This is a genomic window from Flavobacterium calami (assembly GCF_038290035.1).
Classification (GTDB): domain Bacteria; phylum Bacteroidota; class Bacteroidia; order Flavobacteriales; family Flavobacteriaceae; genus Flavobacterium; species Flavobacterium calami.
This window is the reverse complement of record NZ_JBBYHS010000009.1, coordinates 107205-122558: the sequence shown is the minus strand read 5'-3', so window position 1 is coordinate 122558 and position 15354 is coordinate 107205. Positions and strand designations below refer to the sequence as shown.

10 protein-coding genes are annotated in these 15354 nt (G+C 32.7%); 7 read left to right on the top strand and 3 right to left on the bottom strand.

Features of this window, described 5'->3' with window-relative positions; translation table 11 throughout:
• Nucleotides 1–43 precede the first annotated feature (43 nt).
• Nucleotides 44–298 carry a hypothetical protein gene (locus AAEO57_RS09885; RefSeq protein WP_341692093.1) on the top strand — a complete coding sequence of 85 codons (255 nt, stop codon included), beginning with the start codon at nucleotides 44–46 and terminating at the stop codon, nucleotides 296–298.
• A gap of 79 nt (nucleotides 299–377) precedes the next feature.
• Here AAEO57_RS09885 and AAEO57_RS09880 read toward each other — a convergent pair whose 3' ends face one another.
• The 3 genes from AAEO57_RS09880 to AAEO57_RS09870 are packed head-to-tail and all read right to left on the bottom strand — an operon-like array spanning nucleotide 378 to nucleotide 7459.
• Nucleotides 378–3032: a S9 family peptidase gene (locus AAEO57_RS09880; protein ID WP_341692091.1), complete on the bottom strand. Its 2655-nt coding sequence runs from the start codon at nucleotides 3030–3032 to the stop codon at nucleotides 378–380.
• Between the two features lie 10 nt (nucleotides 3033–3042).
• Nucleotides 3043–4425: a RagB/SusD family nutrient uptake outer membrane protein gene (locus tag AAEO57_RS09875; RefSeq protein WP_341692090.1), complete on the bottom strand. Its 1383-nt coding sequence runs from the start codon at nucleotides 4423–4425 to the stop codon at nucleotides 3043–3045.
• A gap of 10 nt (nucleotides 4426–4435) precedes the next feature.
• Entirely contained in the window at nucleotides 4436–7459 is a 3024-nt protein-coding gene (locus AAEO57_RS09870; protein WP_341692089.1) for a SusC/RagA family TonB-linked outer membrane protein, read from the bottom strand.
• A 523-nt stretch (nucleotides 7460–7982) separates the two neighbouring features.
• Between AAEO57_RS09870 and AAEO57_RS09865 the strand changes: the two genes are divergently transcribed.
• The 6 genes from AAEO57_RS09865 (at nucleotide 7983) to AAEO57_RS09840 (ending at nucleotide 15295) form a co-directional block, all read left to right on the top strand.
• On the top strand, nucleotides 7983–8234 hold the full coding sequence (locus AAEO57_RS09865; protein ID WP_341692088.1) for a helix-turn-helix domain-containing protein: 252 nt from the start codon (nucleotides 7983–7985) through the stop codon (nucleotides 8232–8234).
• A 486-nt stretch (nucleotides 8235–8720) separates the two neighbouring features.
• Complete coding sequence (locus AAEO57_RS09860) at nucleotides 8721–9815, top strand: DUF3800 domain-containing protein (protein WP_341692087.1); 1095 nt, start codon at nucleotides 8721–8723, stop codon at nucleotides 9813–9815.
• Between the two features lie 204 nt (nucleotides 9816–10019).
• Nucleotides 10020–11099, top strand: a complete 1080-nt coding sequence (locus AAEO57_RS09855; protein WP_341692086.1) for a nuclease-related domain-containing protein — start codon at nucleotides 10020–10022, stop codon at nucleotides 11097–11099.
• A 485-nt stretch (nucleotides 11100–11584) separates the two neighbouring features.
• Entirely contained in the window at nucleotides 11585–13573 is a 1989-nt protein-coding gene (locus tag AAEO57_RS09850; protein ID WP_341692085.1) for an AAA family ATPase, read from the top strand.
• The gene (locus tag AAEO57_RS09845; RefSeq protein ID WP_341692084.1) at nucleotides 13573–14178 is read left to right on the top strand and encodes a hypothetical protein; all 606 of its coding nucleotides are present in this window, start codon (nucleotides 13573–13575) and stop codon (nucleotides 14176–14178) included. The genes AAEO57_RS09850 and AAEO57_RS09845 overlap by 1 nt, the downstream gene beginning before the upstream one ends.
• Before the next feature lie 4 nt (nucleotides 14179–14182).
• Complete coding sequence (locus AAEO57_RS09840) at nucleotides 14183–15295, top strand: hypothetical protein (RefSeq protein WP_341692083.1); 1113 nt, start codon at nucleotides 14183–14185, stop codon at nucleotides 15293–15295.
• The last annotated feature ends 59 nt before the right edge of the window (nucleotides 15296–15354 follow it).

Here is a 15354-nt window from a genome sequence, read left to right as displayed (position 1 = left end):
TTTAATATTTTGTATTATGAAAAAGTTATTTTTAAAAAATGTCATGCCAATTGCCGTTATTGCATTGGGAATTTCAGGAGCCTTTGTAACCACTTCAATGCAAAGTGCATCAAAAGCTAATCCGCCTCAAATTGGATACCCCTTAAATGCACAAGGAGGATGTAATGAGAATATTCCACAAAGTTGTGATAATACTCCAAAGGCTTTTCTTTGTCGAGTAGGCGGTGGTACGGCAGGACCACAAGCCTTTGGTAAAGACGCACAGGGTAATTGTGTACAAACACTTTGGCGTCCTTGAAAACAAATCAAAAAAATCTTTAAAAATGGCAATGCCGCTCCAAATGGAGGGGCATTGTTTTTAGTCTTAAAATAGTTCACTATTGCATCCCGTTATTTATCCACTCAGTAGTTTTATCATCTTTGAGATAATATGCAAACCATTGTAAAACACGCGTGGTAAGATCTTTTTGATTGATCGGATTTGTTAGCGAATGGCCTTCTTTGGGATATAGCAGCATGATGCTTTTTTTACCCAGCCTGCGGAGCGCTAAGTAATACTCAATACTCTGATGCCAATCCACCTGAGTATCTTCTTTACCACTCCACATCAAAAGGGGTATTTGCAATTTATCGATAGACTCCAATGGAGAATTTCGATCAAAATCTTCGCGATTAGCAAGGGGCGTTTTTCCATCCAGTCTCCATTCTTCTGTGGCAAATCTCCACATCTCAGGTTTCATTGTATTCCAACCTACAGAATAGAACATACTATTAAGATCTGTAATTGCACCACTGGCAATAGCTGTTGCAAATAAGGGGGTATGATTGGCTATAAAAACTGTTTCATATCCCCCGAATGAATGTCCCATAAGAGCAATCTTTTGAGAATCAACCAATCCCAGTTCCAATACTTTTTCCGTCCCTGCAACTACACAATCCGTTGAAGAAGGACCTACATTCCCATTTTCATGGACAATGTCAGGCAGAAAAAGAAAGTATCCTTGTGAGGTAAATAAAGCTGGATTATAACCTGGTTCATTATAGAGTGTTGGATTGGAATATTTGTGAAGGTCGTTGGATTGCGTCTCATAAATATTGACGATCATTGGATATTTTTTTTGCGGATTAAAATTGGCAGGATAATACAAGACCCCTTTTAGATTTTGCTTTTTTGAATTCTGGAAATGAATTAATTCAGATCTTCCCCAGTAGTAATTATAATGCTGTTGATTGCTTTGAAAAATAGGTTTTATTGCAGAAGAAGACTCTTTGGATATGATTCTTGGAGGCATATTAAATTTTTGCTCCATACAAAAAAAACGTTGCTTTTTTGAACTGTAATTAATCTGGTCCATATAAGAATCATCATAAAAAATTGGTTTTTCACCAGTGCTTTTATTCCAACTGTAGTAACCTTCTTTTCCATCTGCTCCTTCTGCCTGTAATATCATCTGTTTTGTTAGATCGTAATTATCCAGAATTTGACCATCATAGATAAATCTGCCAAGGCTTATATTTGATTTTTTAGCTATACGATATTTGATTCCTAATTCCCGCCCTTGGGTCAACCTCTTGGCGGAACTGCCATCAGCTTTGATCGCCCAAATATCAAAATCATCATAAAGTAATATTTCTGAATCACCATCACTCCAACCAGGATTTCCAAACGCAGAATCCGATTTTAAGGCATGGACTTTTCCGGCAAAGGAAACACCAATTTTGCTTGTAAGATCTGTATGTGTTTTAAGCTCTAAATCATAAACCCACCAATTTTTCTTCTTAAAATAAGCAATATACCTGCCTCCGGGAGACGGAACAAGATCCAGATAAAAACCTGATTGTCCGGAAAGGAAAATGCTCTTTTCATATGTATTGAGATTCATCGCATAAAAATCCCTGTTCCCTTCAAAATCAAATTGTGGCTCGTAGGCTTTTGGATTGGATAAAACAGCATATTGCTTATTGCCGGAGAGCATAATAGCCGGCAGTTCATTGGTGGTAATTGGCGTACTTTTCTTCAACATTGGCTGCCATAAAAATACCTTGGCTCTCTGTTCAAAATTTCCAAAAACCTGTTCCTGAGGATAAATCCATTTGTCATTTGTATTCCATATTTCTACTTTGGAATCCGTTTGACTTATCTCAGGTTTTAGAGTAGTTTTAAGATAGAAAAAGACTTTTTGCAGATCATCTGCTATTACAATATTGTTCATAGAATGATCTACAATAGATGATCCAACAGGCAGGCCGGGTTCTTTATCCGGGTTCAGTTCAAATAACTTGTCATTTTCAAGGTTATAGAACAGCAGCGATTCAATAGATCGACTATCAGATTTAGCATAAAAAGCAACTGCTTTTCCCTCTTTCTGCCACGTAAAATTATTATAGTTCTGCTGTCCACCTGTAAGGAGTAACTTTGATATTGCCGGATTTTTAAGATCCGTAAGTAATACTGAATTCTTACCATTGTCAAATAGGTTATAGATCAACTGCCGTCCATCAGGACTTAGAGAAAATTTGGTTACATCAGCAATTTCTCTTTGTGTTTTTCCTAGTGGAGATTTAAGAATTAGTGTGCTTTTATTTTGTGACGAAATCTTAAAAAGAAGCAACAGATTATTTGAAAAGGAGTAAGAATACTCACTAACCTGAGGTATAATGTCTTTTTTCCCGGTTTGCAGATTCAAAGTATGGAGATCTTCTTTTATCTGGCAGATGAAAAGATTATCTTTTGTAAAGACAGACTGATCTGCTAAGGGAAAATGATAGGTTATAGTGCCTGTAGTATTACGAACAAATAAAGTGTCCTGTCCACTGGCATAATTCATTTTAAAGCTGACCCATTTTTCATTCGGTGCTATTTTATCTAAATAGAGTTCCCCCCATAAATGATAATCAGCCTCTGTCAATTGTTTTTTTTGCACCACCTGCCCCCATAAGGGACAGGCTACTAATGGCAAAATAAAAAATAAAACTAGGGGCAATACTTTTAAAAATATTTTTTTCTGTTTATTGTATATATTGAATAACATAATTACCGTATTAATATCCCGGATTTTGGGGCCGCAGATTAGGGTTTGTACTCAATTCGTTCTGCGGAATAGGAAATAAGCTGTCTGTTGCATTCCATCCTGTTTTTATAAGCGATAAAACAGTGTTGAGTTTTTCAAAGCGTTTTAAGTCAAAGAATCGATGTCCCTGCTCGGTAAAAAGTTCCCACCTTCTTTCCTGTAAAACGGCGTCTAATATTTCCGTTTGTGTCAAGGCGGTGGTATTATCAAGTCCGGCACGCTGTCTGATTTTATTGAGATCTTCTTTTGCTCCAATAAGGTCGCCTTGTCTGGCACGAGCCTCTGCCCTGATAAGATATTGTTCGGCCAAACGAAAAAGAATTGAATATTCTTTTGATACTGCGGTATTGTTCTGTTCTTTGTATTTATTGGAATGATACCAGACAGTTGTGCCATCTGTAACAGATTTCATCCAATTGGCTTTACGCAGATCTGTACTTGAAAATGAATTTACCAAGTCTGTATTGAGCGCTACTAAAGATGGAGGCCCGACAGTAAAAACAAATACGCTTCCCTCCTGTGCATTTTGTCCTGATACAGCAGATTGTAACTGCCAGACTGTTTCTTTTGAATTAATCAAAAAGACGTTATCGAGGTCATTCCCCAAAGAAAACAAATCTGTTTGATTTAAGACTGCTGAAGCTTCGTTAGCTCCTTCGGCATAAGATTTATTATATAAATAAACCCTTGCCAGCAAAGCCCTGCATGTATATTTATTGGGACGAATCCTTTCAGGGCTGCTGTAATTTTCAGGCAGCATTAAGGCAGACTCTTGCAAATCGGCGATTATATTCTGATAAACACTTTCAATAGACATTCTTGTAACAACACTGTTTTTTCTATAATCTGTTTCTTTGATATAAGGAATATCCCCGAATAAATTCACAAGATAAAAATGAGATAAAGCACGGATAAAAAGTGCTTCTCCCAAAAGCTGCCTTTTATTATCAGCCGATAATGTTTTACTGTTTTCTGTTCCTTCCATTATAGCATTGGCAGCATAGATTTGATTGTAGGTTGAATTCCAATATTCTGAAACATTTGCCGTAGAGGGTAATAATGTATTGTTGTAGAAAGGCAAACTTGGATTAGAGGGATTTCCATAAGCTGTAATTTCATCTGTATAATTTGCAAGCTGATTGGATATTCCGGTATTCGTCCCTGTAAGTATACCCCTGTCCCTAATTTTAGCATAAATATCCACAAGAGCTGCATTGGCCGTTTCATAATCTTCAAAGACAGCAGTATTGGTCAATTGTGATTTTGGAAGATCAACCTCTACAAATGAATCACAAGAGTTCAGCACTATCAAAATGCTCAACCATATAAAATATTTTGTTGTTAAATGTATCATTTTCATCGGATTAAAAAGTTAGTTGTATTCCTGCAGTAATTACTTTAAGAGGCGGCAGATAACCATAGCTCATTAATTCAGGATCCCCATCTTTGTATTTGGTAAAAGTCAGGAGGTTCTGACCCTGCAGCATAATTTTACAATTTGTCTCCTTAAGATTCAGAGGTAATTCGAACGAAAGCGCTATATTCTTTAAGCGGATAAAAGAAGCGTCAGTAACGGTAGCATTGCTTTCCGAATAATAGTAATCTCCCATTAAAGCGTCGTAATTATTGCCAGCGGTGTAAATTTGATAAGATGCATTATCACCGGCCTGCTGCCAGCTGTCCGTAATTCTTTCCTGCTGGTTAGACATCATCCCTGCTGGTCCCATGGGGAAAGACCTATTCTTTTGTTTGACGAATTGAAAAAGAAAATCAAGATTCCAGCGTTTATAGCTTAGCTGATTTTGAATTCCTCCGAAAAACTTTGGATTGAGATCAGTGGCTACCTGTTTGTCATCAGGAAAAGAAATTATTCCATCCCCATTAAGGTCTTCAAATTCATAAACGCCGGACTGCGGATTAATCCCTTTGTATTGATAAAGCAAAGCAATGTTAAGGGGCTGACTGATTCGGTATTGCTGATTGTAAGGAGAACTTTCCAAACCTGGAAAATCAAGCAGTTTATTGCGGGCGAAAGTAAGGTTAAAATTTGTTAACCACTGAAAATTACCTTTATTAAAATTAACAGTACGAAGAGTCAGTTCCAGTCCCCTATTCTCTACAACTGCATCAAGATTCGCCTGTAGTGTAGTGAAACCTGTAGTTCCTGATAATGGTATTCCCACAAGCTGATTAGAAGAACGATTTTGGTACCATGATGCGGTTGTAAAAATTCGATCTTTTAAAAAACCAAGCTCGATGGCAAATTCCAGTTTTTTATTGATTTCCCAGCCAAAATCAGGATTGAACAATCTGGAAGGCTGCAGGCCAATGACACCATTGTAACTTACTCCTGATGTCGTGTAGGTATTTAAAAACTGGTAATCTCCAATCTGATCGTTTCCTGTTGTTCCATAACTGGAGCGTATTTTTCCAAAACTCAGCCAGGAGCTGTATTTTAGAAAATCTTCCTTGGAGAACAACCATGCAGCCCCAACTGCTCCAAAAGCTGCAAACTGATTGCCAGGGCCAAATCGGCTTGAGCCATCACGTCTTGCCGTCAGATTTAAAAGATATCGTTCACGCCAGTTGTAGTTTACCCTTGCAAAAAAAGCCTGATACTTATACTGCGTCTCATCATTGAGCATTACAGTTAGATATTTCGCAGCTGCTAAATTATAAATGAGACTGTTGGAACTGAAGCCGCTTGCAGATTGATAGAGTATATTGCCGGTTTGATTTTGAAATGTAGCTCCAATTAATATGCCCAGTTTCCCTTCTGCAAGTTCTTTTTCCCAATTAATCTGAGGTTCCATAATCCATGAGGATCTATTAGTATTGTTACTGTAAATTGCTGAGCGAATACTGCTGACGTTATAAGCCGGATTGTAAATTGTCGACGGAGCAGTTCTGGTTTCAACAGTGCTTAGATCGGTATATCCAAAACTGCTTTTAAGTATCAGTCCTGAAGCGATCTCATAGGATAGCACCGTATTGGCAATAAGATCTTTGGTATTGGCTTCAAATTTGGCATTAAGGTTTCGAAGCGGATTTTCCCAAGTCCCGTTTTCCCAATTCAGGCTGCCATCTGCGTTGTATAATGCAGGTGCGTTTGGAGGCAGGAAACGGGCATCGAAGGAAATTTCAAAAGCAGGCTGGTCATTGCTTTGTACATTATATCCTGCCGAAAAATTCACACGGAACTTATTGTCCTCTGACTTATGATTTAAATTAAACTGCGCTCCACCTTTTTTATACCCAAAATCTCCGGGGAAAACAGTTGATTCATTATGATAGGTACCGCTTAACAAAAATTGGGTGTTTTCAGATCCGCCAGAGACTGATGCCTGAAGATCATTAATCTGAGAGGTACCTCCCAAGAGTTCTTTCTGCCAATCTGTATAGCGGTTTTGATCCCATGTGCCATTGATATCATAGTCCCACGGATTGTACTGTGTAATCCCATCATTTACGAAAGCCTGTTTTCGCATGGCCAAATATTGCTGGGTATTCATGAGTTTAAGGAATTTTGTAACGGTACCTGCCCCAGTAGAGCTACTCACACTAAATTTTGTTTTCCCCGCTTTGCCTTTTTTAGTAGTGATCAACACCACTCCATTGGCACCTCTGGATCCGTAAATGGAAGTTGCATCGGCATCTTTTAATACTTCGATACTTTCTATTGCATCAGGATTGATACTATTAAGCGGGCTGGTAGCTGCCGGAAATATAGTAGAAGTCTGGCTTGAACCAATGGGATCCGAGGCGTACGGCACCCCATCAATAATGTAAAGCGGATTATTGGCGTCTCCGCGAAGACTATTCTGCCCTCGTATTTTAATATCAAAACCTCCACCGGACACTCCTGTATTTTGTATAATATTTACTCCCGCCATCCTGCCCTGCATGGCCGCAAGCACATTAGTTACAGGCTGGGTTTCGATATCCTTGCTTGTAATTCTGGCAATATTTCCGGTACGCTCACTTTCCTTTACGGAATAATACCCTGCATTTACCCGTACTTCTTGTAAGGTAGTTGTATCATATAATAATTGGACATCCACAACCCTTCTGCCCTTTACAGGGACCAAAGCAGTTTTAAATCCTATAAAAGATACCACTAATGTATCCTGGGGCAAGGCAGAAAGAACAAACTGCCCGCTGTAATCTGAAATAGCGGTAGCATTAATCCTGCCTTTTACGGCAATGGTTACACCCGGCAAAGGATTACTGCCATCGGTGACAGTTCCCTGAATTTGATGCTGTTGAAAAAAAATGATATTATGCCGGACTGTGTTTTTGGCAAAAAGAGATGAAAAAGATAAACAAAGCCAGATAAAAAATAGGCAATAAAGATCTTTCCCATCCTTATAAAATGAAAAATTATTCATAATATTGGATTGGTTAGTTAAACGATGATTTGATTAGCTATGGTCCTCTGCACTAGTTTAGTCGCTGCAGCAGAGGGCCATTTTTTATGCATTAAGTAAACGGCTTAATGGTCATAAGGAGGATAAATTATTTATTTCACAGACATAAGCATTTAGAAGATTAGACTTCATGATGCGAGACTTAAAACAATAAGAAAAGAATATCGCTAACAATAATCAGAGAGTTTTGAGCATAAAAAAGCGTGGAACTCATCTTAAACGTCTCAGGTACTTGGCATGACCACCACGAATAAGCGAGCCCACGCCAATAGACGTGAGCAGCATACTTATCATCTCGTGGTTTAAACTGCCAAGTTTTGAGCCGAGATTCAAAGCGAATGCTTCAATTTTCTTAAATGAAGGATCGCAAAAATACAATTCATTACTGAATATGAAACAAATATAAAAATATTTTTGAAATACTGGCATATATCCCAATAATATTTTTATCAATAAAATGGAAATTGCTTGAAAACATAATGAAATGGAATTAAATGCAGATTTACAAAAATACATAGGAAAAAGAATTGCTGAAATAAGATTAAAAAATAAACAAACACAACAGGATATTGAATTTTTGACAGGTATAGATTCTGCTGAGGTTAGCAAATACGAAAGTGGTAAACGAAATTTAACATTAAAAACTTTAATGAGGTTTGCAAGTGCTTTACAAGTGCACCCCAAGGAATTATTTGATTTCGAATTTGATATAACAAAATACAGAATTGAGGAGTAAATGACAAAAATAGAAAGATGCTTATTGCATCTTTTTTTTATTCAATGTTTTAATTACTGTTAAATATATTTGCTTAGCAACTTGTCTTACGATTGATTTATGGAATGGTACGAAATAATATTAGTCATAGTAATAATCCCGGTAGGACTGATTATTAATATAAAACTGTCGGAGCAGCGAAAAAATTATAAATACAATGCTAGTTGGAAATCTAAAGAAAAGAAAAAGAAATAATAGATTCTTTATTATTGAGGTATTTAAAACAGGTATTTCTACGGTGGCATTTCCACTAATAAAAGAATTATTTTGCAACTTCATAATGTGACTAGATTATGGAAAACCGTAAACAAAAACAAAAGCGGTTTTGTATGTTTGATTTTGAAATTTGGACAATGACATGCAGTTAATCAATATAGAACTTATTTACGCAATTTCATTGCTTAAATAAATCAGTTGATAGAGATTAACTCTAAAAAACGAAAAAATATGAATATATATTTTGATGAAGCCGGTAATTCTGGACAAAATTTATTAGACAGAGAACAACCGATATATATTGTTGTTTCTCATAATTTCACAATTGAAGAAACTGAAAAACTATTAGCACCTCTAAAAACAGTTTCCGAAGAATTTCATTTCAATAAAATTAAAAAGTATCCTAAATATCAAAAACCAATTGAAAATATCCTAAACAATCCTTTGATTAATTATGATAGAATTAAAATAGCATACTATAATAAAAAATTTGCTCTTTGTGCTCATTTGGTCGATCAATTAGTTGAAACAAGTTTATACCATAGTAATCTGCCATATTATGAAAATGGATTAAATATTATGTTTGCTCAATCTCTTTATTTACAAACTGAGTTTTTTGATTTAAAATCTAAATATTTAGAATTATTAGAACTATTTCAAAAAATGATTAGAACCAAAGACACTAATTCAATTGATAACTTTTATTTAAAAGCAGAAGAAATTTTTGGAGCTATAGTTGAAGATGGTGAAAAAAACTTTTTCTTTCCAATCTTAAAAAGTAAAGATTATATTGAAGAAATTTTAAAGTCAATTAATAAATTTTCAATTGATTTAGCTTTACCTTCAATTATTTTGCTTAGCGATATATGGCATAAGAAAGAGAATGTTGTAATAAATATAATTCACGATGAATCAAAACAAGTCGAATTCTGGAAAAAATTTATTTCTTTTCTTTCAAATGACATAACTCAAGAAAAAATAGACGTAGGTTTTGACAATAGAAAAATAATATATCCATTACAAATTAACACAATAGAGACAGTTGACTCTAAAAACAATATTCAAATTCAGCTAGCTGATTTAATTGGAAGTTCATTTGCATATTATGCTAAAAACATTCTGCTAAAATATAATGAAAATGATACTATGGCAAATATTATTGCTAATACTAAATTAGCAATAATGAATGTTCATCCTTTGCAGCCTGATTTAAGCTCAGTATATAAAGAGTATAAAAGCAATAAAGATGATGTTAATCCTTTAGATTTTTTATCATCGAAAACATTAGACAATGAAGAAAAGTTTAACGAATCTTATCCAAAATGATTTCTTTCAACAGACACTACAAGCAATTTGGGGCATTGGGCTAAATTTAAAGTTTTGCTTTATCAGATAAATTTTTATTTATCCCAAGATTTGCTTTCCCTAAACCAAAAATGTCGCTTCTTTATCATCTGAGCTCGCCAATCACCAGATCGTCACCGTCAATGATAAGTAATGAAAATCAACAATTAATAACCAGCAGACAGAATGTGCAAGACTTATAATAAGATTGGCTCACTGAAGTCTTTAAAATTACATTTAGAGCAAAACAATATATATGACTTTAAATCATTAAAAGAGGTTATTGCTTATCAAAAATCATATACGGTTTTGCGACAAAAATTAATTTCTCATCACGGGAATCTGATTGAAGAAGAAAAAAACATGCTGAACATAGATTTACCAAATTTAGGATCAGCAATCGAAACACAAAGACAGATATCGGTTGAAACATTGACCAACGAAATTGATAAGCTGAAACAACAACTGACTATTTTAACAAGCAATTCTTCAACAAACTTTTTTCAGAAACTAGCCACTGGCTTAAAATATTGGAAGTATAAAAGAAAAATTAAACGCAAAGAAGATAATTTTGAAATTGAAGTAGAAATTTCAATAAGTAAACTTGTTGAAGATTACAAATTCAAAAGCAATCGCCATCAATTTATAACTTCATATTTTAATGAAGCAGTAATGCAAAGTGCTCAATACTCTTTATCTGAACTTGAAAGAAAAAAAACAGCAATAGATGAAATCAACAACTTCATTTATGGCGCATTAGGAGAACAAAAAGTAGTTAAGGAATTAGAAGAAAATCTATCTGACGAATATTTTTTAATTAATGATTTTGCAGTTTCATTTTCACCAGTGATTTATAATAAGAAAGAAAATGATTACATAAAATCAGTTCAAATTGACCATATACTTGTAGGTCCATCTGGAATATTTCTTATTGAGACAAAGAATTGGAGCGAAAAATCATTGGAAAATTGGAGTTTACGTTCACCTGTAGAACAAATTAAAAGGACGAGCTTTGCATTATTTTATCTACTAAATAATGAGATGAGTAATTATCATTTAACTTTAGACAGACATCATTGGGGTGAGAAAAAAATACCACTTAAAAATCTTATTGTTTTGACTAACACAAAACCAAAAGAGGAGTTTCAGTATGTGAAGATTTTGACTATCCATGAGCTTCTTGGTTATGTAAATTATTTTAAACCAATATTTTCATATAGTGAGACAAAAAGAATTGCTGACATGATTTTACGGATTAACGAATGAAATTAAAAATAGAAATCTTAATGTCTGTAACAAGCGCTTTGAGTTAAACATGCTGAAGTGCAAACTTGAGGCTAGCGCCACTATTGAACTTATTAATAAATTGAAGCAATATGCTATAGATTTTCGCCTTAAAGTAAACCCACAAAAGGTTTAATTATAAAAATTTAAAAACAGGTATTTATACCCTAGCCATTTCATTATTAAAAGAATTATTTTGCCTTCAAAAAACCACAAGTACGGAAAACCGTAAAGTAAAAATAAAATGGTTTTGTAAGTTTGATATTTAAATTTTGTAAAACAAGGAATGTCAGTATATAGATTATTAATATAAAAATCAATATAAACTGATTTTCACTTTATGGAAATGTTAGTACATCATACTACGTTTAGCTTTCTGTACAACTGATATGCATAAAAAGATAAAAAATAAAACTACTTTATCTATTAAAATTAATTATGTTTATACAATATAAAAAACTTTCTCAATGAGGACAATTTTTCTACCAAATTTAAAAAAAATTAGAATTCAAAACTTTACCCTTTATCCAAATGGTTTAGATTTTCAATACAATTTCATTAATGGTGTCAATATTGTTATTGGAGGAAATGGTATGGGCAAAACTACGTTTGTAAACTTGATAAAATATTCAATCATTGGCCATTATAAAAAAGATTTTGATTTTACAAGAACCTATAAAGACCGAAAAATTGAAAAAAGAGTATTAAATCCAATTGATTATTATAAAAACAGGCTTGATCGTTCAATAATTACTAAAGATAAAGCTACTATAACTATTGATTTTATAATTAATGAAAATCTATTTACAGTTGAAAGATGTATTGAAAATATAGCTCTTAATTCTTACTCAATAAACAATAAAAAAATTGAGGGCAAAATTATTTCGCAAAGTAAATATGAAGACTTGAAAGATGAATTGAAAACCGATTATTTGCAAAAAAAATATGAGGATGATATTTCTAAGGCGTCCGGATTGTCTTTTGATGATTTAATTTTCTTTGTTAATGAAATTCTTTACTTCGGAGAAGATCATAAAACGATTCTTTGGAATGATGGTAAAAGTGGAAGTGATGTTCAAAATGAGCTTTTTAATAAGTATTTTAACAGTCCTGAACTAGATAAAGCAAGGCAGGAGGCGGAAAGACAATCGAGATATTTTGATAGTAGTTCTAGACATAGGTCTGAAGACATTAGAGCGATTAAAAAAGTTCTTGATAAGGTCATTTTAGAAAAAGAAAATAAAGTAGATGGACAGACTCTTAATTCGAAAATTCTTGAATTAAATACTTCAATTCAAGATCTAGATAAACAGATTGAAAAAAAACAATCAAGTAGGAAGAACGTTGATAATAAAATCCTACTATTAAACAATAAAATTAATGAATTAAGTTTACAGGAATCAAATCTTGACAAAAATAAGAAAGTTGCTGAAAATAAATTGTTTGAGAATAAATGGTTACAGTTGCATAAAAATTATGAATTATATTTTCAAAGTATTAAAACAAATCATATTTGTCCTTTATGTACAAGAGAAGTAGATGAGAAATTTACTGAAGAAAAAATTCGTCATTCTAATAATTGCATGTTATGTGATCAGGAAATTAATGAAGTTAAAAATGATGATCTAGATGCCGAATTTAAAGAAATTAATAGGCAGTTAATCGAAGAACATACTAAAATTCAAAATTTTCAAAAAGAGATAAATGAGAATGAAAAAAATCTAAAAGAGCTTGATAAAGATTTTAAAATTCTTTCAGCAAAAAAAAGAGAGCTGCAATCTGAATTAAGAAATCTCGAATTTAGTAATACTAAGGTGCCTAAAGAAGAGGTTGATCAACTACAAGCATTTTATGATGAAATTGCAAGTCTTGATAAATTAAAAAATGATTTTCAAGAAAAAAGTAGATTAGAGAGAATTAAGGTAATAGAATATTCAGCTTTAATAGAAGAACAAATTGCAAAAGAGACTAACCGGTTCTCTATATTATTCTCCGAGTTTGCTGGTGAGTTTTTAGGTGTAAACTGTTCTCTAACATATGATGATCTCGGGATAGGAAAAAGATTTTACCCGGTAATTAATGGAAAGATAAGACAATATGAAGAGGAATTATCGGAGTCACAGAGATTTTTTGTTGATCATTCTTTTAGAATGAGTATTATGTCTTTTTTTTATACAAAACCAACTTTTTACATTGTAGAAACGCCTGATAGCAGTCTAGACATTTCATATGAAAAAAATGCTGCTAAAGTATTTATGAGATTTTTGGAAAAGGACAATGCTTTAATCTTAACAACCAATCTTAATAATAGTGAGTTTTTAAATCATTTAATTGAATTATCTAAAAATAAAATTTCTGTAATAAGCCTTTTAGAGATTGGAAAAAAATCTATAATTCAAAGCGCAAGTAATACTATGCTGGAGATTTACAATGAAATTAAAAATAAAATTAAATAATGCAAGAGAACACAAAAGAGCTTCTTAGGGCTAATAATGATATTGTTGGTTTAATGATATCAATTAAAAATATCGGCTGGACTTCGATTAGGGAGCAATCAATTCAAAGAACTTTATATTTAACAAAAGTACTTTATTCCTTTGTTAGTAATGGTGAAAATAATTTGTTTGAAGAATATCATTTTTCTGTAAGTATTGCAGGGCCTTATTCAGAACTAATAAAACGTTCTATTCTCGATTTACGTGTTAGAGAAATTTTAATTGAGGACTCAGAAGGCAATATACAAATTGGTAACAAAGATTTTCAATTAAGTGGAGATGGAAACAAATTTAAATGGTTAAAAACAATTGTTTATATTTTGGGACTCTATGGTGAAAGTAAAATATTTAGTTTTACAATTAATGATCCATTGTACAAAGAAGCAATCGAAACTAATTCGCAGAAAGAATTAGACACTTCACCAGAAAATAAAACTGTAAAAGTTTTAAATTCGTTTAAAACTGCATTTGAAGAAACATTAGAAAGTGTTTCTAATATTAGTAAAGAAGAATACCTGGAGCTTTATTTTGAATACATTTTCAGTAAAATTATTTTAAGAGATTAACAGTATGGGAGAATTTGACTTTAATAAAGATTCTTTCAAACAATTTTTGAAACAAAAAGAATCGCAGATACATTTAAGAACCGACAACGGAATTCAAGATACTGATAATTTTAAGAATTTACACAGAAGTTTAGTTTCATATCATTCTGAAAGACCTATAGGGGATTTTACAGCTATTATCATTACAAAAAATGAAATTGAAAATCTTATTTCTGATTTTAGTGTCAAGCTATTTGAAAAATTAGATTCTCAAATAGGAGTTTGCAATAATCACTTATTATTTGATAGAAATTTAGAAATTCTAAGTTATCATAGAAAAGAACTTAAGGATAATAACGATGCAAGAAAATTTTACCTTGAACTTTCAAGAGAAACTTGTGTCTTTCTAATTAGTCCTAAAGGTGTCCATTATTTTATTGACGGCAATGATATTGGTGAATCAATTTTCTTTACATCTGATGCTTTAAAAAGTTATAATGAACTAAAAGATATTACAAATATATTAGATATTTTGAATGATTACAGAATACATTTAAAGCACCAGGATATCTACTCCAAATTCTTTGTTTCCAATAGCTCAAAAAGATCATTATGTAAACATCTTAATAGTAGTGCTACTGATACGACATACAAGGATTTCTTAGTTCAGCATGTACAATTACTTGAAAATAAACCAGAGCATAGATTTAGAGAAGATTTGAGAATGTACTTGACCCGAAATTTAAAAGCAAATGTATTGGGAAAGGAGTATATATTGGAAAATTTTAAAAGACTAGATATATTTATTAACGATGATTTTGGTGAATTATATCTTATAGAAGTGAAATGGGTAGGTGTTAGTATTCATCCAAAAGGGCAACAAATAGGTACATCATATAATGCTAACAATATAAATCCAGACGCTATAACACAATCTGTAGATTATATTAGACAATTTAATGAGGAAGGCAAAAACATTAAGTTAGGTTATTTAGCTGTATTTGATGCTAGAAAAGATGATTTACCTGATACGGTTTTCACTTTTGATAAAACTCAATTAAAAATTGGTTCGGAAAAATATTTTCCAAGATTTGTGAAAATTCCTGATTTCAGAGTTGTAAATTTTCATCCATTGTAAATTTATTTAATTAGGGGATTTTATTAGTCTTCATTATTTATTTTGTCACTTTTATTTTT